This is a genomic window from Rhizobium sp. 10PS4, assembly GCF_032464805.1.
Taxonomy (GTDB): domain Bacteria; phylum Pseudomonadota; class Alphaproteobacteria; order Rhizobiales; family Rhizobiaceae; genus Rhizobium; species Rhizobium laguerreae.
In genome coordinates, this window is record NZ_JAWDIW010000005.1 from 377,843 (window position 1) to 399,345 (window position 21,503).

General features: G+C 64.2%; 19 protein-coding genes. 11 read left to right on the top strand and 8 right to left on the bottom strand.

Going from position 1 to position 21,503, the window contains the following annotated elements; genetic code table 11:
• Positions 1-3: 3 nt before the first annotated feature.
• From RWJ89_RS12230 to parE, 3 genes are all read right to left on the bottom strand, one after another.
• Positions 4-1,221 (bottom strand): AI-2E family transporter, encoded by a 1,218-nt coding sequence (locus RWJ89_RS12230; protein WP_316030953.1) that lies wholly within the window; start codon positions 1,219-1,221, stop codon positions 4-6.
• A 116-nt stretch (positions 1,222-1,337) separates the two neighbouring features.
• Positions 1,338-2,492: an esterase-like activity of phytase family protein gene (locus RWJ89_RS12235; RefSeq protein ID WP_221960374.1), complete on the bottom strand. Its 1,155-nt coding sequence runs from the start codon at positions 2,490-2,492 to the stop codon at positions 1,338-1,340.
• A 203-nt stretch (positions 2,493-2,695) separates the two neighbouring features.
• Positions 2,696-4,798: a DNA topoisomerase IV subunit B gene (parE, locus tag RWJ89_RS12240; protein ID WP_316030954.1), complete on the bottom strand. Its 2,103-nt coding sequence runs from the start codon at positions 4,796-4,798 to the stop codon at positions 2,696-2,698.
• Between the two features lie 219 nt (positions 4,799-5,017).
• Here parE and RWJ89_RS12245 point away from each other — a divergent pair, with 219 nt between their 5' ends.
• From RWJ89_RS12245 to RWJ89_RS12265, 5 genes are all read left to right on the top strand, one after another.
• Positions 5,018-5,917 (top strand): phospholipase, encoded by a 900-nt coding sequence (locus RWJ89_RS12245; RefSeq protein ID WP_077978205.1) that lies wholly within the window; start codon positions 5,018-5,020, stop codon positions 5,915-5,917.
• A gap of 126 nt (positions 5,918-6,043) precedes the next feature.
• Positions 6,044-6,814 carry a triose-phosphate isomerase gene (tpiA, locus tag RWJ89_RS12250; RefSeq protein ID WP_132609359.1) on the top strand — a complete coding sequence of 257 codons (771 nt, stop codon included), beginning with the start codon at positions 6,044-6,046 and terminating at the stop codon, positions 6,812-6,814.
• Between the two features lie 131 nt (positions 6,815-6,945).
• Entirely contained in the window at positions 6,946-7,467 is a 522-nt protein-coding gene (gene secG, locus RWJ89_RS12255; protein ID WP_062944292.1) for a preprotein translocase subunit SecG, read from the top strand.
• Between the two features lie 143 nt (positions 7,468-7,610).
• Positions 7,611-9,239: a CTP synthase gene (locus RWJ89_RS12260; RefSeq protein ID WP_012757532.1), complete on the top strand. Its 1,629-nt coding sequence runs from the start codon at positions 7,611-7,613 to the stop codon at positions 9,237-9,239.
• A 71-nt stretch (positions 9,240-9,310) separates the two neighbouring features.
• A complete protein-coding gene (locus tag RWJ89_RS12265) occupies positions 9,311-9,781 on the top strand; it encodes an SRPBCC family protein (RefSeq protein WP_131665323.1) in 471 nt (156 codons plus the stop codon).
• Positions 9,782-9,819: 38 nt separating this feature from the next.
• Here the strand turns inward: RWJ89_RS12265 and RWJ89_RS12270 are convergent, their stop codons facing one another.
• On the bottom strand, positions 9,820-10,908 hold the full coding sequence (locus RWJ89_RS12270) for a citrate synthase/methylcitrate synthase (protein ID WP_168256219.1): 1,089 nt from the start codon (positions 10,906-10,908) through the stop codon (positions 9,820-9,822).
• 83 nt (positions 10,909-10,991) lie between these two features.
• Here RWJ89_RS12270 and RWJ89_RS12275 point away from each other — a divergent pair, with 83 nt between their 5' ends.
• From RWJ89_RS12275 to RWJ89_RS12300, 6 genes are all read left to right on the top strand, one after another.
• Entirely contained in the window at positions 10,992-12,137 is a 1,146-nt protein-coding gene (locus RWJ89_RS12275) for a citrate synthase (protein ID WP_316030955.1), read from the top strand.
• A 153-nt stretch (positions 12,138-12,290) separates the two neighbouring features.
• Positions 12,291-12,809, top strand: coding sequence for a FecR domain-containing protein (locus RWJ89_RS12280; RefSeq protein WP_168283607.1), 519 nt, complete (start codon positions 12,291-12,293; stop codon positions 12,807-12,809).
• 5 nt (positions 12,810-12,814) lie between these two features.
• On the top strand, positions 12,815-14,671 hold the full coding sequence (locus tag RWJ89_RS12285) for a CHASE2 domain-containing protein (protein ID WP_316030956.1): 1,857 nt from the start codon (positions 12,815-12,817) through the stop codon (positions 14,669-14,671).
• Between the two features lie 99 nt (positions 14,672-14,770).
• Positions 14,771-16,741, top strand: coding sequence for a DEAD/DEAH box helicase (locus RWJ89_RS12290; protein ID WP_222011742.1), 1,971 nt, complete (start codon positions 14,771-14,773; stop codon positions 16,739-16,741).
• A gap of 65 nt (positions 16,742-16,806) precedes the next feature.
• A complete protein-coding gene (locus RWJ89_RS12295) occupies positions 16,807-17,241 on the top strand; it encodes a GNAT family N-acetyltransferase (RefSeq protein ID WP_222011741.1) in 435 nt (144 codons plus the stop codon).
• 25 nt (positions 17,242-17,266) lie between these two features.
• A complete protein-coding gene (locus RWJ89_RS12300) occupies positions 17,267-17,971 on the top strand; it encodes a class I SAM-dependent methyltransferase (RefSeq protein ID WP_316030957.1) in 705 nt (234 codons plus the stop codon).
• Here RWJ89_RS12300 and RWJ89_RS12305 read toward each other — a convergent pair.
• The 4 genes from RWJ89_RS12305 to trpD are packed head-to-tail and all read right to left on the bottom strand — an operon-like array spanning position 17,940 to position 21,497.
• Positions 17,940-19,163 carry a molybdopterin molybdotransferase MoeA gene (locus tag RWJ89_RS12305; protein WP_316030958.1) on the bottom strand — a complete coding sequence of 408 codons (1,224 nt, stop codon included), beginning with the start codon at positions 19,161-19,163 and terminating at the stop codon, positions 17,940-17,942. The genes RWJ89_RS12300 and RWJ89_RS12305 overlap by 32 nt on opposite strands.
• Entirely contained in the window at positions 19,160-19,657 is a 498-nt protein-coding gene (gene moaC, locus RWJ89_RS12310) for a cyclic pyranopterin monophosphate synthase MoaC (RefSeq protein WP_131665331.1), read from the bottom strand. The genes RWJ89_RS12305 and moaC overlap by 4 nt, the downstream gene beginning before the upstream one ends.
• Position 19,658: 1 nt before the next feature.
• On the bottom strand, positions 19,659-20,471 hold the full coding sequence (gene trpC / locus RWJ89_RS12315) for an indole-3-glycerol phosphate synthase TrpC (protein ID WP_316030959.1): 813 nt from the start codon (positions 20,469-20,471) through the stop codon (positions 19,659-19,661).
• 9 nt (positions 20,472-20,480) lie between these two features.
• On the bottom strand, positions 20,481-21,497 hold the full coding sequence (gene trpD, locus RWJ89_RS12320; RefSeq protein ID WP_316030960.1) for an anthranilate phosphoribosyltransferase: 1,017 nt from the start codon (positions 21,495-21,497) through the stop codon (positions 20,481-20,483).
• Positions 21,498-21,503: the final 6 nt, after the last annotated feature.

Consider the following 21,503-nt stretch of genomic DNA (forward strand, 5'->3'; position numbering starts at 1 on the left):
TGTTCAGCCTTCGGCGACGCGCGGCATGGTTTTCGGCGAGCCGGGGACCGGCGGCGGGGCCTGTTCGTCGATGATGATCTGCGGTCCGGTTTCGCTCTTGTCGGCGTTGCGGGCCTCGTGGATCCATTCGCGCCAAATGGCAACGATCAGCGCCATCAGCACCGGGCCGATGAAGAGGCCGAGGAAACCCATCGTCTTGACGCCGCCGACGAGGCCGAAGAAGGTCGGCAGGAAGGGCAGCTTGATCGGACCGCCAACGAGTTTCGGCCGTAGCGTCTTGTCGACGATGAAGAGCTCGACAGTCCCCCAGACGAAGAGACTGATGCCGGCGACATGCGAGCCGCTCGCCAGCAGATAGATGGAGACCAGCGTGAAGGAGAGCGGCGCACCGCCCGGTATCAGCGCCATCACGCCGGTCAGCACACCGAGCGTCACCGGCGAGGGTACGCCGGCAATCCAGTAGGCAAGGCCGAGCACGATGCCTTCGCCGATCGCGATCAGCGTCATGCCCATGACGGTGGAGCTGATCGTCGCCGGCACGACGCGGGAAATGCGCTCCCAGCGGTTCGGCAGGATGCGCTCGCCCAGCATGTCGATCTGCTTGGAGAAGGAGAAACCGTCGCGATAGACGAAGAACAGCGCGATCAGCATGAAGAGCAGCGTCAGCAGCAGGTGGAAGGCGCCGCCGCCTGCCGCCAGCACGGCGCGGTATATGTTGCCGATATTGGCGCCGCTGACCGCCTGGATAACGTCGCCGAGTGCGCCGGGACTGCCGATATATTTTGTCCAGACTTCATCGAGATAGGCGCCGGCCCAAGGCAGCGCGACGATCCAGTCGGGTGTCGGGGCGCCGGCGCGGTTGGCGTGGATTGCCCAAGCGACCCAGGTGCGCACTTCGCCCGTCGTATAGGTGACCGCAAGCCCAATCGGGATGACCAGGAAGGTGACGATCAGGATGATGGCGATGGTCGCGGCGATCGTCGTATTGCCGCCGACGCGGGCAAGAAGCTTGCGGTAGAGCGGCCAGCTGGCAAAGCCGATGACGAGGGCTGCGAGCACCGGCACGAGGAAGCCGTAGAAGAAATAGACGCCGGCAGCGACGACCAGGACCAGCAGCCAGCGCGCCGCCGAAATGGAGGGAATCAGCGGCGTACGCGTCTGTGCCGACGATCCGAGCCATCGCGGTTCATGATTGCTTTTCTGACGGTCGAACACACCCACGCGCGCCTCTTCTTTTTCTTGTACTCTGGTTATGGGCCATGATCCCGACGGTTTCAAGGTGGGCACCGTGAAAGCGTATACAAAGCGTGCCTATTCGACCCTCAGATCCGGACGTCTTACTGCTGTGGGCGGCTGAGGATATTGAAGGCATAGAATTGTGTCTTCTGGCTGGTCGAGAAATTATTGTCGGAGCCGAGAATGAGGACCTCGGCGCCATCCTTGGCCCTGCCGAGCGACATCGCCTCTATATTGTCGGGAACGAGGCCGATCGCTCTCAAATCGAGGACCTGGCTTTTGCGGACGGGGACGACGCGCTGGTCGTTTTGGGCGAGGGACGCGATGGTGGATACATCGGTGGCGTCGGCGAGATCGATCATCATAATCTTGATGTTGTTGCCGAAGCCCTGGGCATAACTGCGTTCGACGGCGAGCAGGCGGTGATCGTCGAGGGCGAGAATCTCGGACATGCCGTTGTCATTGCCGCCGTCGGGCTTGGTGGCGGCCTGCGGAATCGGCGAGACAGGGTAGACGTACTCAGCCTTCGGCTTTCCGGTGGCGCCGTCGTAGCGGACGATGCGCGACAGGCTGCCCGACGTCAGCGAGGATTTCGGACCATCCTGATAGAGGGCGGCTTCGACACCGACGAAAACATCGCCGGAGGGTGCGACCGCGAGATCCTCGAAGGCGAGGTTGTCGCGGATGCCGGTCGACTTGTCCGCGGTCGGCGCAAAACCCTCCGGCAGCTTGAATTCGCGGACGAAGGAACCGTCCGGCGACGCGACGCGGACGAAGGGTGCCAGCAGCGCCTTGCCGTCGCCTTCGCTGCCCCAATAGATGCCGTCCTTGCCGAGGCGGATCGATTCCGGATCGACGGTCCGGGCAGCAAAGGGCTCGCCGTTCTTGTCCTTCAGGGTCACCTGCTTGACGATCGAAACGCCCTTGAGGCCCGACGCGTCGAGATCGACGTCGAGTTCATAGAAACGGGCAGGGCCTCTTTCCGAGCGGTCGTCGCTGATGGCGAGATAGTGGCCGGTGGCGGCATCGAAATCGAGGCCGGAAATGCCGCCGAATTCGATGCCGTTTTCCATGTGGCCGGTGGGGATGACGAATTCACCGAGATAAGAGAGCGAGATGCCGGCGGCGCAATCGCCGAAGGGGCAGGCGGTCTCGAAGATGGCGCCGATATCGGTGGCTCCAATAACTGTGGTGCTGGCGGTGACTGTGCTGGACAGGAGAACGAAAGCGGCAGCCGCGAGAAAACGCTTGGTCATGACAAATATCCGGCAAGGGTTGAAAACGGTTCGACCGGCGCAAATGCTGCTCCCTTGGGAGGCACGCCGACCGCTTCATGCGCCGGTTGTTTGACGGAGTTGTTACGGTTCTTCGTCAGTTCCGTGAAATCGATCGTGAATGCTAAAATGCGGCGCGCCGAACCCGTGTCTATCCGACCGATCGGCGCGCTCGATGGTATATTCTAGATATCGAGGTTTTCGGCGAAGGCTGCGCGATCCTGGATGAAGCGGAAGCGGGCTTCCGGTTTGGTGCCCATCAGGTCGTCGACGGCGGCGCGGGTGCCTTCGAAATCCACCTCGTCGATCAGCACCTTGAGCAGGGTGCGCTTGGACGGATCCATCGTGGTTTCCTTGAGCTGGGCGGGCATCATTTCGCCGAGACCTTTGAAGCGGCTGATCTCGACCTTGGCCTTACCCTTGAACTCCGTCTGCATCAGCTCGGCGCGATGATTGTCGTCGCGGGCATAGGCGGATTTCGACCCTTGGGTGATTTTGTAAAGCGGCGGCACGGCGAGGAAGAGGTGGCCGCCGCGCACCAGCTCCGGCATTTCCTGATAGAAGAAGGTGATGAGCAGCGAGGCGATGTGGGCGCCGTCGACGTCGGCATCGGTCATGACGATGATGCGCTCGTAGCGCAGGTCTTCGTCGCGGTATTTCGAGCGCGTGCCGCAGCCGAGCGCCTGGACGAGATCGGCGAGCTGCTGGTTGGCGCCGAGTTTTTCGCGCCCGGCGCTGGCAACGTTGAGGATCTTGCCGCGCAACGGCAGAATTGCCTGGTTGGCGCGGTTGCGCGCCTGCTTGGCCGAGCCGCCTGCCGAATCGCCCTCGACGATGAAGAGTTCGGCGCCCTCGGCAGTGTTCTGCGAGCAATCGGCGAGCTTGCCGGGCAGGCGCAATTTGCGCACCGCGCTCTTGCGGTTGACTTCCTTTTCCTTGCGGCGGCGCAAACGCTCCTCGGCGCGCTCGATCACCCAGTCGAGCAGCTTGGCCGACTCGTTCGGATTGTCCGCAAGGTAATGGTCGAAGGGATCGCGGAGCGCGTTCTCGACGATGCGCTGCGCCTCGACTGTCGCAAGCCTGTCCTTGGTCTGGCCGACGAATTCCGGCTCGCGGATGAAGACCGACAGCATGCCGACAGCCGAAATCATCACGTCGTCGGTGGTGATCTGCGCGGCGCGCTTGTTCTGCGTCAGCTCGGCATAGGCCTTCAGGCCCTTGGTCAGCGCGATGCGAAGGCCGGCCTCATGCGTACCGCCTTCGGGCGTGGGGATGGTGTTGCAATAGGAATGCACCTGCGGATCGCCGCCATACCAGGTGATCGCCCATTCCATCGAGCCGTGGCCGCTGGTCTTCTCGGTCTTGCCGGCAAAGATCTCGCGGGTGACGGTGAACTCCTTGCCCATCGTCGCCTGGAGATAGTCTTTCAGGCCGCCGGGGAAGTGGAAGACGGCCTTGTCAGGGACCTCGGAGCCTTCGGGCAGCACGCCCGCCTCACAGCTCCAGCGGATTTCGACGCCGCCGAACAGATAGGCCTTGGATCGCGCCATGCGAAAGACGCGGGCGGCATCGAACTTCATGTGATCCCCAAATATCTGGGGGTCCGGATGGAAGCGCACGCGGGTGCCGCGGCGATTGTGAACGTCGCCCAACTCTTCGAGCCCGCCCTGCGGCAGGCCGCGGGAGAAGCGCTGGCGGTAGAGCTTGCGGTTTCGCGCCACCTCGACCTCGAGGTCGTCGGAGAGCGCGTTGACGACCGAAACGCCGACGCCGTGCAGGCCGCCCGAGGTCTCATAGGCCTTGCCGTCGAATTTGCCGCCGGCATGCAGCTTGGTCATGATGACTTCGAGCGTCGACTTGCCCGGCACTTGCGGATGGTTCTCGACCGGGATGCCGCGGCCGTTGTCGGAGACGGTGAGATAACCCTCGAGGTCGAGATAGACCTCGATGAAATTGGCGTGCCCGGCGACCGCCTCGTCCATCGCATTGTCGATGACTTCGGCAAACAGGTGGTGCAGCGCCTTTTCATCGGTGCCGCCGATATACATGCCCGGGCGCATGCGCACCGGCTCAAGGCCTTCGAGGACGCGGATCGACGAGGCGCCGTAATCATCGGAGTTCGAGGCGGCGGGCGCCGGGCGTGCGGAGGCTCCGGCAGCAGAGGGTGCTGCCGCTGCGGCGGGCGCAGCCGTCACCGGCGGCCGTTCGGCGGGCGCCGCAGGCTTCTTCGCCTCCTCGCGTTTTTCAGAGAGGGGCATTCCGGAAAAAAGGTCGTTGCTATCGTCCATGGAGCCGTTCAGATCTTCATCCTGTCTTAGGTCTGGCTTGGGCGGGCATCCGCCGCCGACCCAAAATCACCGCATTTCATGCCACGTTTGCGAATCAGGCAGATTTTGCCAGAAAGCACACCTATACGCGACACCGCCGGACTTGGCGGCCTTTTCCTAAATGATTTGCGTTGCCGGGCGCGGAATGGCAAGCGGCGGCCGGCTTCAGGAACCATCCGAATGCGAATGTCCACAAGTCATTGCACCATCATCACCGCAATTGCGGCGTTTTTCTTGTCCGCGGCCATCCTGTCCGCTGTTGGTCCGGCAGAGGCGGCCAACGCTTTGCCGCCTTTCAAGGACGATCTGTTTTCCAAGCAGAGCGTGCTGCAGACAGGCGACGGCGGCGCCTTCGAGGTCATCGACTATGACGAGATGCGTGACATCAACGGCCGCGACCAGATCCCGCAAAAGCGGGTGCAGCAGAAATATGTGGCACTCGGCATCCGCAAGGCGCAAGCGGACGAGACGCTGTCTCTCGACGGCATCAAGCTCGATGTCACCAGGGTGGGACCGGCCGGAAATGCCGCTTTCACGGTGATTTTCATCCATGGGCGCGATGGCGACCGGCGGCTCGGGGCCAACGACTACAGCTTCGGCGGCAATTTCAATCGCCTCAAGAACCTCGTCGCCGGCAATGGCGGCGTTTATTATTCGCCGACGGTCAGGAACTTCGACAGCAGCGGCGTTGCGGCGATCAGCGGCCTCATCCGCTATGCCAGCGCGCAATCGCCCGGCCGGCCGGTCATCCTTTCCTGCGCCTCGATGGGCAGCCAAGTTTGCTGGGGCGTTGCGCGCGACAGCGACAGCGTCAAGCGTCTGAAGGGCATGCTTGTTATGAGCGGGGTCAGCGATCCCGATTTCACCAGAAGCGCCTTCTACAAGGCGAAGCTGCCGCTGTGGTTCGCCCATGGCAGCCGCGACCCGGTCTATGCCGCCGCTAACCAGCAGGCGCTGTTCGAAAGCCTGCACAATGCAAAGTATCCGGCGCGTTTCACGCTGTTTCAGACCGGCAATCACGGGACGCCGATCCGGATGATCGACTGGCGTAAGGTGTTGAACTGGATTCTGGCTGCTTAGCGGACGATTTTCGGCAGAAATATGCGCGAGATCGCAGAGATTCCCCTTACGTCAAGGGCATGATGCTTTTCTTTGCTGCAAGCTTTTGATATTGCCCAAGGCATAAGCAGATTGTGGAAGGCCGGCATGACCCCTGACGTGCGCCCGCTTGTGGCGGGAAATTGGAAAATGAATGGCATGCGTGCCTCCCTGGATCAGATCAAGACGATCGCCGAGGGTGTTCGCCCGCCGCTGGCAGACAAGGTCGAAGCGCTGATTTGCCCGCCGGCGACGCTGCTCTATGTGGCGACGGCGCTGTGCACCGACAGCCCGCTGGCGATCGGCGCTCAGGACTGCCATCAGAACCCCTCCGGTGCGCATACCGGCGACATCTCGGCCGAGATGATTGCCGATTGTTTCGGCACCTACGTCATCGTCGGCCATTCCGAGCGACGCACCGACCATGCCGAAACGGATCATCTGGTGCGCGCCAAGGCGGAGGCCGCCTTCGCCGCAGGGCTGACTGCGATCATCTGTATCGGCGAGACCGCGGATGAACGCCGGACAGGCCAGGCGCTCGACGTCATCAAGCGCCAGCTTTCCGCCTCGGTTCCGGACGGCGCCACCGCCGAGAGCACCGTCATCGCCTATGAGCCGATCTGGGCGATCGGCACCGGCGTGACGCCGACATCAGGTGATGTCGAAAAGGCGCATGCCTTCATGCGGGCAGAGCTTGCGGCCCGCTTCGGCGACGAAGGCCGGAAGATGCGTCTTCTCTATGGCGGCTCGGTCAAGCCGGCCAATGCCCATGAGCTGATGGGCATTGCCAATGTCGACGGCGCGCTGATCGGCGGAGCGAGCTTGAAAGCGGCCGACTTCCTCGCCATCTACCGGGCCTATGAGGCGCTGCTCGCCTGAGGCATTTTTTATTCCTGGGTTTATTCCCGAGTTTATTCCTGGCTGAAGGGCTTGGAATAGATGAAAGCCTCATGTAAAGAGCCGCCAGAATTCTTAACTTTGTCCGTCTCCAGGCGGGCAGGACTGGACCCATGCAGACCGTATTGATTGTCATCCATCTCATGATCGTGCTCGCCCTTGTCGGCGTCGTGCTCATCCAGCGCTCGGAAGGCGGCGGCCTCGGCATCGGCGGCGGTTCCGGCTTCATGTCGGCCCGCGGCACGGCCAATGCGCTGACGCGCACGACCGCGATCCTTGCGACCCTGTTTTTCCTGACCTCGCTCGGCCTCGGCATCCTGACGCGTTACGAGGGCCGTCCGAGCGATATTCTTGATCGCATTCCGGCAACAGGCGGCCAGGGCAACGGCATTCTCGATTCGCTCGGCGGCGCACAGGCTCCGGCAACCCCGCCGGCCGGCAACGGCGTTCCGAGCAGCGGCGCGGCAGCACCCGCACCGCAGGCTCCCGCCGCTCAGGCGCCAGCAACTGGGGCGCCGGCAACTGGCACTCAGGCCCCGGCGGCCACCGCGCCTTCAACGACCGCTCCGGCAACGCCCGCAGCTCCGGCCGCGCCGGCACCGGCTCAGCCCTCCGGCGTCCCGACGGGACAGTAAACAGGTCTTCGACATAAACCGCCGGCAGGCCCTCGGGTCTGCCGGTTTTCTTTTGTTCAGATTCCTGCGCCACGCATCGAAAGTTCTGGAAAAGAATTTTTGGGCTGGTGGAATCGTTTTTGAAAAGGTATCCGGTGAATCCCATGGCGCGATACGTATTCATCACTGGCGGCGTGGTTTCCTCTCTCGGAAAAGGAATTGCGGCCGCGGCTCTCGGAGCGTTGCTGCAGGCCCGTGGATATCGGGTTCGGCTTCGCAAGCTCGACCCTTATCTGAACGTGGATCCGGGCACGATGAGCCCGACCCAGCATGGCGAGGTGTTCGTCACCGACGACGGCGCGGAAACCGATCTCGATCTCGGTCACTACGAACGCTTCACGGGGCGTTCGGCGACCAAGACCGACAACATCACCACCGGCCGCATCTACAAGAACATCATCGACAAAGAACGGCGCGGCGACTATCTCGGCGCGACGGTGCAGGTCATCCCGCACGTCACCAACGAGATCAAGGATTTCGTCATCGAGGGCAATGACGACTACGACTTCGTCATCTGCGAGATCGGCGGCACGGTTGGCGACATCGAAGCGATGCCGTTCATGGAGGCGATCCGCCAACTCGGCAACGACCTGCCGCGCGGCACCGCCGTCTACGTTCACCTGACGCTGATGCCCTATATCCCGGCGGCCGGCGAGCTCAAGACCAAGCCGACGCAGCATTCGGTGAAGGAACTGCAGGCGCTCGGCATTCATCCCGATATCCTGCTGGTGCGGGCTGACCGCGAAATTCCGGAAGCCGAACGCCGCAAGCTCTCGTTGTTCTGCAACGTTCGCCCGTCTGCCGTCATCCAGGCGCTCGACGTCGCCAACATCTACGATGTACCGATAGCCTACCACAAGGAAGGCCTCGACGACGAAGTGCTCGCGGCCTTCGGTATCGAGCCGGCGCCGAAGCCGCGGCTCGACCCGTGGGAAGAGGTCTGCAACCGCATCCGCACGCCGGAGGGCGAGGTGACGATCGCGATCGTCGGCAAATATACCGGCCTCAAGGATGCGTATAAGTCGCTGATCGAGGCGCTGCATCACGGCGGCATCGCCAATCGCGTCAAGGTCAACCTTGAATGGATCGAGTCCGAGGTCTTCGAAAAAGAAGATCCGGCGCCCTATCTCGAAAAGGTGCACGGTATCCTCGTGCCGGGCGGCTTCGGCGAGCGCGGTTCTGAAGGCAAGATCCACGCTGCCCGCTTTGCCCGCGAGCGCAAGGTGCCGTATTTCGGCATCTGCTTCGGCATGCAGATGGCGGTCATCGAGGCGGCGCGCAATCTCGCCGACGTGTCCGGTGCCTCCTCGACCGAATTCGGCCCGACGAAAGAGCCGGTGGTCGGCCTGATGACCGAATGGGTCAAGGGCAACGAGTTGCAGAAGCGCACGGCAGCCGGGGATCTCGGCGGCACGATGCGCCTCGGCGCCTACAAGGCGGCGCTGAAGAAGGGCACGAAGATCTCGGATATCTACGGTTCCACCGATATTTCCGAGCGTCACCGCCACCGCTACGAGGTCAATATCGACTACAAGGACCGGCTCGAAAACTGCGGCCTCGTCTTCTCCGGCATGTCGCCTGATGGTGTGCTGCCGGAGACGATCGAATATCCCGATCATCCCTGGTTCATCGGCGTACAGTACCACCCGGAACTGAAGAGCCGGCCGCTCGACCCGCATCCGCTGTTTGCCAGCTTCATAGAAGCGGCGACGGAACAGAGCCGCCTCGTCTGATGCATGCAAACCAGATCGCGTTGTTTGAGGCGCGATCTGGATAACATCCATGCCTGCGCTAACTTGCCGGCATGACCCCTTCACGCAGCACGACCGTCTCACGCTTCATCGCAGCGCCGCGCGAGCGCATCTACGGCGCCTTCCTCGATGCAGATGCGGTCGCCACCTGGCTTCCGCCCGATACGATGAAGGGCATCGTCCATGCCTTCGAGGGTAGGGAAGGCGGCGCCTTCAGCATGTCGCTCGTCTATCCCGACGACGAGACATCGCAGCCGGGCAAGACCTCCGACAAGACAGACAGGTTCGAAGGCCGCTTTGCCAAGCTCGTGCCGGATGAACGAATCGTCTGGGCAACGGTCTTCGATTCCGAGGACGAGGTTTTTTCCGGCGAGATGACCGTCAGCACGATGTTGTCGCCTGTGGATGGAGGCACCGATGTGACGATGGTCTGCGACAATATTCCGCCCGGGATCCGCCTCGAAGACAATGAGGAAGGGTGCCGCTCGACGCTCGGCAAGCTGGCCGCTTTCGTCGGCGGTTGAGAATCGGCGGCAGGACATGCTGCCGCCGAATTCAACCTTCACGCAGCGGCCGGCAGCGGCCCGATATAGACCGAGCGTGGCCGGATCAGCCGGCCGTCGAGCGCCTGTTCGCGCGCATGCGCCAGCCATCCGACGGTGCGGCCGACCGCGAACACGCCGGTGAAGGCCTCGCGGGGAAAGCCGAGGGTTTCGAGCAACAGCGCGGTATAAAATTCGACATTGACTTCGAGCGGCCGGTTCGGCTTGCGTGCCTTCAGGATTGCCAATGCAGCAGTCTCCACGGCTTCCGCCAGAGCGCCGCGGGCGCTGTTTACCTGTCCGGTTGATATCAGCGGCTTCAGCGCTCCCTTCAGCGCATCGGCGCGCGGATCGCGGACGCGATAGATACGGTGGCCGAAACCCATCAGCCTTTCGCCGCGGTCGAGTGCTTCCTCGAGCCACGGGTGAGCATTCTCCGCCGTTCCGATCGCATCCAGCATGTCGAGCACGGGACCGGGCGCGCCGCCATGCAGCGGCCCTTTCAGCGCGCTCAGTGCGGCAAGCACGGACGACGTGAGGCCGGCCTGCGTCGAGGCGATGACGCGCGATGCGAAGGTCGAGGCATTGAGGCCATGGTCTGATATCGTCACGAGATAGGTGTCGAGTGCCGCTGTCTGCTCCCTGGTCGGCAATTTTCCGGTCAGCATGCGCAGGATATCGGCCGCCTGCGGCAGCGAGGCGTCCGGCGCGATCGGTCTTTTGCCGCGTTGCTTGCGAAGGATCGCCGGCAGGAAGACGGCGGGCGCCGCTAGAAGGTTGAGAGCGGTATCGAAATCCTCGCCGTCGGGCAGGCGGGCGATCAACGCCCGCATCGCATCAACAGGAGGCAAAGCGAGCAGGGCGGCATCGGCGGCCTTGATATGGCCGAAAATCCTTGTTCGCGCCTGCGCCAACCAGTCGCGCAATTCCGCTTCGTCGAAGCTTTTTTCCATCAGCCCATCGAGCAATAGGGCGGCGACGCCTTCATAGGTGCCGTTTGCAACCAGGTGATCCAACGATACGCCGCGGATGATCAGTCGCCCCGCTTCGCCATCGACATCCGAAAGCTGCGTTTCGGCAGCAATGACATCTTCCAAGCCGTTTTTCATGTTGTTTCTCCTTTACGGCCCGGATGATCCGACCTAGTCTCATTGACGTCAATCTTGATGCAATTGATCAACATGAGGTTCCGATGTCGTGGCTGACTGCCGAGGAGGCGCTGCAGGCACTGAAGACCAAGCCGCAGACGCTTTACGCCAATGTCAGCCGCGGGCGCATCCGCGCCAAGGCGGATCCCGCCGACCCGCGCCGCAGCCTCTACCAGGCCGCCGACGTACAGCGGCTTGCCGAACGCCATGCCGGCCGCCGCAAGACCGAAGCTGTCGCCGCCGAGGCGATCCGCTGGGGCGATCCTGTTCTGTCCTCGGCAATTTCCACCATCATCGGCGGACGGCTTTTCTATCGCGGAAAAGGTACGGCCGGTTTCGCTGAAGTCGGGACGCTGGAGCAGACGGCGGCGCTGCTCTGGAACGGTGCGGAGCCACTCTCCCCCGGCAGCGAGACCAGACATGCCTCTCCGTCGCTTCAGGCGGCGTTCCTGGCGCTGGCAGGGCGAGTGCCATCGGATCTGCCGTCGCTCGGCCGCTCGCAGGCAGCACTTCGGCGTGAAGCAAGCCGGGTTCTCTACACGGTCGCCGATGCGCTGGCGCCTGGGCCTTCCGACCGGCCGCTGCATCTCAGGCTTGCGGCAAGCTGGCAGCGGCCGGAGGCTGCCGATTGCCTGCGCCGCGCGCTGGTGCTGCTTGCCGATCACGAACTCAACGCATCCGCCTTCGCGGCGCGGGTCACGGCATCGGCGGGTGCAGCACTTTCAGCCACCGTGCTGTCTGGTCTGGCGACGCTGACAGGGCCGCTGCACGGCGGCGCCTGGCAGGGCGTCGACGCTTTGATCGAGAACGCCTCCACTCTTGGGGCGGCACAGGCGATTCGCCGCACGCTTGCCCAGGGCAATCGCCTGTCAGCCTTCGGTCATCCGCTCTATCCCGATGGCGATATCAGGGCCATAGCGCTGCTTTCGCACTTCCCCCTTCCGCCGCAGTTTGACGAGGTTCGGCGAGTGGGCGAGGAGATGGTCGGCGAGAAGGTCAACGTCGATTTCGTGCTTGCGGCGATGGCCGCCGCTTTCGACCTCCCGAGGGAGGCGCCGATCATCCTGTTCTCGCTTGCCCGTTCTGCCGGTTGGCTTGCGCATGCGATGGAACAGATCGACAGCGGCGAATTGATCCGGCCGCGGGCGCGTTATACCGGACCGACGCCTGAAACGGATAGTAGAGCGTAAGAATTCCTCCGGCGATTGCGCCGATCTGCTTTTTTTGCCTAGGGAAATATTTGAATTCGGCTATCATGCCTCAGATCGAAGAAGACAGTTGGGAAGAAGACGGTTGGCGGGCGCTTTCGAAAAGACCTGTCTGCACGGTCAAGGGGACTTTCCATGAATACGATGCTTCGCAACCTTTTTGCCGCCGCACTCGCTGCCGGCCTTATTCCGCATGGGGCGGCCTTTGCGCAGTCTGCCGGCTGCACGGTATCGCGTGATGCCGACGTCCGCCAGGTGCTCAGTTGTCCCGGCGGCGTGACGGTGACGGCAGAGGCCGGCGCTGCCTACAGCCTCGTCGACCGCAACCGTGACGGCAGCCCCGATTCGGCATCGCTGCGCCGCAAAGCCATTCTGATCGATGTCGACGACACCCAGCACGCCGGTGGTTTCCAGGTCGTTACGCCGCAGGCGATTGCGGCCGTGCGCGGCACCCAATGGGCTGTCGATGTCGCAGGCGGCCAAACCTCGGTGCTGGTCGTCCGAGGCAGCGTTGCGGTTCGCCGGCCGGCCGGCGAACCGGTGGTGCTCTCGCCGGGCGAGGGCGTGGACGTTACCGCCGGAACCGAACCCCTCGTCGTGCGTCGCTGGCCGGCGCCGCGCGCCGCTGCCCTTCTTGCCCGTCTCGGCCAATAAGTCCCATGAACCATCGCCTGCTGACTGTGATCGCGCTGCTGCTCGCCGGTCTTTGGGGAGCTGCGCTCGGCTATACCAATCTCCATGCGGGAAGTGGCCTTCTCGACCGGATGGAGGCCTCACTTGCTGATATCCGCAGCGCCATCGTCGGGGCGAAGACACCGCCTCCCGTCGTCTCGATCGTCGCGATCGACGACCGTACCGCGGCAGCCCATGGCTATCCGCTCGATCGGGCGACACTTGCGCGCCTCGCCAACGCGATCACCGCGTTGAAGCCGAAGGCCCTGGCGATCGACATTCTGCTGGTCGATCCGGGGCCGGAGGCAGGTGATGCGGCGCTGACATCAGCCCTTCGCCAGAGGCCAAGCGTGATTGCGGCCGCGGCCACCTTTGCGCAAAGCAGCCAACGGGTCACCGATGCGGCCGAGGATCCGCTTGCCGCCATCCCGGAGGCAAACCAGCTGCTGTTGCCGCTTCCCCGCTTTGCCGAGGCCGCCGCGGTCGGCATCGTCAACGTCGCAACCGACCAGACCGGCACGCCGCGCTTCATTCCGCTGATCTCGCGTGCCGCAGACCGGCTGGATCCGGCTTTTCCGCTGCGTGCCGCGTCGGTGGCGCTCGGCGTCGATCCCACCATCGAACGCGACGCCATCATGCTCGGAAAGCTGCGTATTCCCACTGATATCGGCCAGCGCCTGCCGGTGACCTTCTATGGCGGGCACGGCAGCATCGCCACCTTCAGCGCCGCCGATGCGCTGGATGGCAAGCTTTCGGCGGATGCGGTCGCAGGCCGTATCGTCGTCATCGGTTCGACCGTCACCGGCGGCGGCGACGTCTTCCCGACTCCGTTCGATCCCGTCATGCCCGGCGTCGAGGTGATGTCGACGGCGATCACCCATCTTGTTACCGGTGACGGCATGGTGCGCGACCGCAGGATGCGGCTGATCGATGCCGCCACCGCCGTCGGACTGCCGATCGCGCTCGTGTCGCTGGTCGCCTGGCGCCGGAGCGCGGCAGGTTATGTCATCATCGTGCTGACGCTGATCGTCTGGGCGATGCTCAATCTGTCGGCCTATGCGCATGGCTACTGGCTGAGTGCGGCGCTGCCGATCGCCGCAGCGCTGCCGCCGGCGCTGGCGTTCGGCGCGGCCGAACTCTTGCTCGACCGTGGCCGCGCCCGTCATTTCGCCGAGCAGAGCGCGCTCCTGCAGCGCATCGAGGCGCCCGGCCTCGGCGAGTGGCTCGCGCGCGATCCGAATTTCCTCGCCGCGCCGGTGCGCCAGAACGCCGCCGTCATCTTCATCGATCTCTCGGGCTTCACGGGCCTCAGCGAAAATGTCGGGCCGGTGGCGGTGAGCGAGATGCTGAGCGGCTTCTTCGAACTGGTCGACGAGGAGGCGCGCGCCCATGGCGGCGCCATCACCAGCTTCATGGGCGACGGGGCGATGATCCTGTTTGGCCTGCCACAGCCTGCCGATGACGACGCCGCCCGCGCCGTTGCCTGCGCGGTCAGCCTCTGCGAGCGCACAAGGGCCTGGCTTCAAGCGCAAGCGGGCTTTGCCCAGAAGAAGATCGGCTTCAAGGTCGGCGCCCATTGCGGCCCGATCGTTGCCTCGCGACTAGGCACCGGCGACCGGCAGCAGATCACGGCTGCAGGCGATACCATCAATGTCGGCAGCCGGCTGATGGAGGTCGCCGCCCGCCATGGCGTCGAACTGGCGCTGAGCGCCGAAATCGTCCGCGCCGCCGGTCCCGATAGCGTGCTTACGCAGTCCGGCCGCATGGAGGGACCGTTGGAAACGGAGCTGCGCGGGCGGGCAAGCCGCATCGACGCCTGGCTGTGGCGGAACCGCACGCTTTGACAATCGCCGCGGGAGCGGCTAGGAACGGCGCAAATACCCCGCCGGCTGGCTCCGGCCATGGCGCATCAACGCGCCTGACAGCTCCGAAAGATCGAACTCATGACAGAATTTAACGGCGTCGTTCCGGCGATCGCCAAGGCGTTGCAGAAGCGCGGTTACGCCGAACTCACCCCGGTGCAGAAGGCGATGCTCGATCCGGCGCTCGCCGCTTCCGACGCGCTGGTTTCGGCCCAGACCGGTTCCGGCAAGACCGTCGCCTTCGGACTGGCGCTGGCGCCGACGCTGCTTGAAGGCAGGGAGCGCTTCGGCAATGCCGGCGCACCGCTCGCCCTCGTCATCGCCCCGACGCGCGAGCTTGCCCTGCAGGTCAAGCGCGAGCTCGACTGGCTCTTTGAGATGACCGGCGCGGTGATCGTCAGTTGCGTCGGCGGCATGGACATCCGCAGCGAACGCCGGTCGCTCGAGCGTGGCGCCCATATCGTCGTCGGTACGCCCGGCCGGCTTTGCGACCATATCCGCCGCAGGGCGCTCGACATGTCGGAACTGAAGGCCGCCGTGCTCGACGAGGCCGACGAGATGCTCGATCTCGGTTTCCGTGAGGATCTCGAATTCATCCTCGATGCGGCGCCGGACGAACGCCGGACCCTGATGTTTTCGGCAACGGTGCCGGCTGCGATCGCCAAGCTGGCCAAGAGCTACCAGCGCAATGCCGTGCGCATCAGCACCGCGGCCGAGGAAAAGCAGCATATCGACATTGAATATCGCGCACTGATGGTCGCCCCGAGCGACCGCGAGAACGCGATCATCAACGTACTGCGCTACTACGAGGCGACCAATGCCATCGTCTTCTGCTCGACGCGCGCGGCCGTCAATCATCTGACGGCGCGGTTCAACAACCGCAATTTCGCCGTGGTGGCGCTGTCTGGCGAGCTGACGCAGAACGAGCGCACCCACGCGCTGCAGGCGATGCGCGACGGGCGCGCCCGGGTCTGCATCGCGACCGACGTTGCCGCCCGCGGCATCGACCTGCCGGGGCTCGATCTCGTCATCCATGCCGACCTGCCGACCAATCCGGACACGCTGCTCCACCGCAGCGGCCGCACCGGCCGAGCCGGACGCAAGGGCATCAGCGCCATGATCGTGCCGCTGAATGCACGGCGCAAGGCAGAGCGCCTGCTTGAGAATGCCGGTATTTCGGCTGCCTGGGGGCGCCCGCCTTCGGCCGAGGAGGTCAGTGAGCGCGACGACCAGCGTCTGCTCGCCGATCCGATCTTCCACGAAACGCCGCAGGAGGAAGAGCAGGGGCTGGTACAGCAGCTTCTCGCCAGCCATGGCGCCGAAAAGCTTGCCGCCGCTTTCTTACGTCTTTACCGCACCAATCACTCGGCGCCGGAGGATCTGCTCGAGGTCACCGTGCAGGACGATCGCAGCCGCAAGCGCCGCGACAATGCCGAGCCGTACGAGCCGGCGCAGAAGGGACCGCGCGAAGATTTCGGCGCCAGCGTCTGGTTCTCCGTCTCGGTCGGGCGCAAGCAGAATGCCGAGCCGCGCTGGCTGATCCCGATGCTCTGCCGCAACGGCAATGTGACGAAGCGCGAGATCGGCGCGATCAAGATGCAGCCCGAGGAAACTTTTGTGGAGATCGCCGCGGCGAGCGCCGAAAGCTTCCTGGCGGCGATCGGTCCGAACAAGGCGCTCGAACGCGGCATCCGCGTGACCAAGCTTTCCGGCACACCGGATTTCAGCCGGGCGCCTGCGCCGAAGCCTTATGCCGGCAAGCCATCCCGCGACGAGCGGCCCGACGACGCGTTCCGCGCCGAGCGGCCGAAGAACAAGTTCGGCAAGGGTCCGGGCGGCGGATATGCCGCGGCCGACAATAGCGGCGGGGACAAACGGGATAGCAAGCCCTGGAGCAAGAAGCCGGGCACCCCCCCTTTCGATGGCCCGAAGTCCGACAAGCCGAAATACGACAAGCCGAAATTCGAAGGCCCCAGATCCGACGCCCCCAAATATGAGGGTAAGGGCGGCGCCGGACCGAAAGCTAAGTTTTCAAAGAAGAAGCCCGGCTGATTTTGCCGGCAGCCCTTCGCCGGTCTGGCGGAGGGCTTTGGGCCGTATCCCTTAGGGAGGCAAGGATGGTGATGGAAACGGCGATCCTCAGCGTCCCGGTTTTCAGTACGCTCTGCAATGAGGCCTTCCGGCTGCGGCGCGCCGTTTTCGTGCATGAGCAGAAGGTTCCCGAAGCCGAGGAATTCGATGCCGACGATCTCAGCGCCCATCATCTCGTCGCCGTCACGGCAGGCGAGGTCTCCGGCACATTGCGGGTCATTTACGCCGAGGAACATGTGAAGATCGGCCGGGTTGCGGTTGCCGGCCAATGGCGCGGCCAAGGCATTGCGGCCGCAATGATCGGGCGTGCAATGGAACTGCACAGCGTTGCCCGCGACAACCGCTTCTATCTGACAGCGCAGGCCGACAAGCTGCCGCTCTACGAGCGTTTCGGCTTCGTCGCCTATGGCGCGGAATTTCTTGACGGTGGCATGCCGCATCTTGCCATGAAGAATTACTGAGCTTCGCCGGCAGGAGCAGACGACGATGAAACGCACGCGCACGCCACAACCCGATCTGGCCGCCTTCATCAAGGCCAACCTGCCGATATCACCCGTTCCATCCATCCCCGAGATCTGTCTCCATACGGCAGGACCTGCGAGCGGGCTCTGGCGGCTTGCCGGTCGCAGAGAGGCCGATCCGCCGCCTTACTGGGCCTATCCCTGGGCCGGCGGCGCGGTGCTTGCCCGCCATCTGCTCGACCGGCCGGAAATGGTGAGCGGCCGCCGGGTGCTCGATCTCGGCGCCGGCTCCGGGCTCGTGGCCATTGCCGCGGCGAAGGCCGGCGCAGCCACGGTGACCGCTATCGACATCGATGCCAATGCCATTGCCGCGATCGGCCTCAACGCAGCGATCAACGGTGTGAACATCGTGGCCTGGGCCGCCGATATCATCGCGGATCAGCCACCAGCGACTGACCTTCTGGTGGTCGGCGATCTGTTTTACGATCCCTCGCTTGCCTTGCGGGTGATGGCCTTCTTGCGGCGTTGCCAGGCGAGCGGCGTCGAGGTGCTGATCGGCGATCCCGAGCGCGCCTACCTGCCGCGGGGTGAACTCAGCCGGATCGCCACCCATGCGGTTGCGGATTTCGGCGGGGACACTGGCGGAGGTGCCGTGCCGGCGGGCGTCTTTGCCCTCTCCGGCAAAGCTGGAGGCGAGATTATGCCAGGAGGTCGGGCCGCAACAGCATGACCGGGCAGGGCGATCCGGCCGGCAATTCCGGCGCATGCGGTGGGCGGATGACGAGGCAGTCGGCTTCGGCGAAGACCTTCATCATCGAGGAATCCTGCTTGCCGAAAGGCTCGGCGAGCCAGTGGCCGGCGGCGGATTTCGAAAGTTTCGCCCTGATATAGTCCTGCCGGTGGTCGTTGGCGCGCAGTGTGACGGCCGTATCCACCGTTACCTCGCGCCGCACCGGCGGCAGGGAGGCGAGCTTGCGGATCAGCGGCTCCAGGAAGAGCAGAGAACAGACGAGGCTGGAGACCGGATTGCCGGGCAAGCCGAGCACATGGATCTCGCCGAAGCTGCCCACCATCAGCGGTTTACCGGGGCGCATGGTGATGCGCCAGAAATCGAGCTGCATGCCGGCCTCGATCAGCGTGGCCTGCACCAGATCATGGTCGCCGACCGAAGCGCCGCCAAGCGTGACGATCACATCGACCTTGGCGTCCCGCGCTGCGTCGATCGCCGCGCTGATCCTGGCCTTGTCGTCAGGCACGATGCCGAGATCGAGTACATCGGCGCCGGCTTTGCGGGCAAGGGCTGCAATACCAAACGTATTGGATGCGATGATCTGCGAAGGGCCGGGCGTGCTTCCGGGCGGCAGCAGTTCGTCGCCGGTTGCGAGGATGGCGATCAGCGGGCGCCGCAGCACCTCGACATCAGGTCGGTTCATGCCGGCAGCGACCGTCAGCCGCGAGAAATCGAGCACGGTGCCGGCCGACAGAACGGCTTCGCCTTCGGCGAAATCCTGACCGCGCGGACGCACATGCTGGCCCTGCCGTACAGGGAAACTGGTTCGGATACCGCCCTCGATCTTCTCCGCATCCTCCTGCAGCAGGACGCTGTCGGCGCCGGGCGGAACAGGCGCGCCGGTGAAGATGCGGACGGCCTCTCCCTGGCCGACGCTTCCCTCGAAGCCGTGGCCGGCGGAAGACGTGCCGATGACCTTCAGTTCGGCGCCCGGCTCCGGCGCGTCTTCGCGGCGTAGCGCATAGCCATCCATGGCGGAGGCATTGAAGGGCGGCTGGGTCAGGCCGGCCGTCAGATCGACGGCCAGGACGCGGCCCTCAACCTCGGCAAGCGGCAGCGTCTCGGACGCAGCAATGGGCTTTGCGCTGGAGAGCAAGCGGTTCAGGGCCTCGGCGACCGGGAGAAGGTTCATCTTGCCTCCGGATGACGGAAATCGCCGGATTTTCCGCCGGACTTTTCAAGAAGTCTGATGCCGCCGATCTCCATTGCCTTATCGGCCGCCTTGGCCATGTCGTAGATGGTCAGACAAGCGACCGAGACGGCTGTCAGCGCCTCCATCTCAACACCGGTCTTGCCGGTGAGCTTGGCGGTCGCCGTAACGCGCAGGCCGGGTAAGGCGGTATCGTCCTCGATCTCGACCGTGATCTTCGTCAGCATCAGCGGATGGCAGAGGGGGATGAGATCGGCGGTGCGTTTTGCCGCCATGATGCCGGCAAGGCGCGCGGTGCCGATGACATCGCCCTTCTTGGCATTGCCTTGGCGGATGAGAGCAAGCGTTTCCGGCGCCATCTTCACATGGCCCTCGGCAGTGGCGATGCGCACCGTCTCGGCCTTGTCGGAGACATCGACCATATGCGCCTCGCCGGAGGCACCGATGTGAGTGAGGCCTGGCTTTTGGCCGCTCATATCATTCGGCCGCGATGGCGGCTTCGCCAAAGAGCAGCGCGCGGGTGGCGGCGGCGACGTCCTCCTTGCGCATCAGGCTTTCGCCGACAAGGAAGGTATTGATGTCAACGGCCTGCAGGCGCTTGCAATCGGCATGGGTGAAGATGCCGCTTTCGCCGACCAGCAGCCGGTCGTCAGGCACCATGGGAGCAAGCGCCTCGCTGACCGTCAGGCTGACCTCGAAGGTACGCAGATTGCGGTTGTTGATGCCGATGAGCGGCGAGGAGAGTTTTAGCGCCCGCTCCATCTCCTCGGCGTCGTGGACCTCGACCAGCACGTCCATGCCGAGGGCGAAGGCCTCGTCCTGCAGGCGTTCGGCTTCACCGTCCGATAGCGAGGCCATGATCAGCAGGATGCAATCGGCGCCCCAGGCACGGGCCTCGTGCACCTGATAAGTCTCGAACATGAAATCCTTGCGCAGCGCCGGCAGCGCGCAGGCAGCACGGGCGGCGGTCAGAAATTCCGGCGCCCCCTGGAAGCTCGGCGTGTCAGTCAGCACCGAAAGGCAGGCGGCACCGCCGTCCTCATAGGCGCTCGCCAGCGACGGCGGATCGAAATCCGGGCGAATGAGACCCTTCGAGGGGCTCGCCTTCTTGATCTCAGCGATCAGGCCGAAGCGGCCGGCATCATGCTTGGCAATGAGCGCCTTGTGGAAGCCGCGCGGCGCGGACTGGCCGGCCTGCATTGCCTTGAGATCGGCAAGCGACACTGCCGCCTTGGCAGCGGCGATCTCCTCGCGCTTGTAGAGTTCGATCTTCTTCAGGATATCGGTCATCGGGCAATCCTAGTCGATATCGTTGGAAACGGCGATGAGTTTGTCGAGGGCGAGCGCGGTGGAGCCACTATCCAGCGACTGCATGGCCAGCGTCATGCCGTCGCGGATCGTCTCGACCTTGCCGGCGATGACGAGCGAGGCGGCGGCATTGGCGAGCGAGACATCGCGATAGGCATTCCTGGCGCCGCCGAGCACTTCGCGAAGCGCTGCGGCGTTGGCGACACCGTCACCGCCCTTGATGTCGGCGAGCACGCAAGGGCTGACGCCGAAATCGGCGGGTGAGAGTTCGAAGGTGCGGATCTTGCCGTCTTCGAGTGCTGCGACTTGTGTGATGCCGGTGGTGGTGATCTCGTCGAGCCCGTCGCCATGGACGACCCAGACGCATTCGGAGCCGAGATCGCGCATGACTTCGGCAAGCGGCACCAGCCATTGCGGCGAGAAGACGCCGAGCAGTTGGCGGCGAACGCCGGCCGGATTGGAGAGCGGCCCGAGCAGGTTGAAGATCGTCCGCGTGCCGAGTTCGACCCGCGAGGGACCGACATGGCGCATGGCGGAATGATGCATCTGCGCGAACATGAAGCCGACGCCGGCCTCGGCAATGCAGCGGGAGATGATTTCGGGACCGACGTCGAGCTTGACACCGAGTGCGGCCAGATTGTCGGCTGCGCCCGATTTCGAACTCAGCGCCCGGTTGCCATGCTTGGCGACGGGAACACCGGCCCCGGCGACGATCAGCGCCGCCAGCGTCGAGATATTGTAGGTGCCGCTGGCATCGCCGCCGGTACCGACGATGTCGATCGCATCGACCGGCGCCTCGACGGTCAGCATCTTCGAGCGCATCGCCGTGACGGCGCCGACGATCTCATCGACGGTTTCGCCGCGCACGCGCAGCGCCATCAGGAAGCCGCCGATCTGCGAGGGCGTCGCCTGGCCCGACATCAGGATGTCGAAGGCGGCGCGGGCCTCGTCACGCGTCAGCGGCTCGCGGCTTGCGGCCTTGGCCAGGAACGGCTTCAGATCGGTCATAAAGCC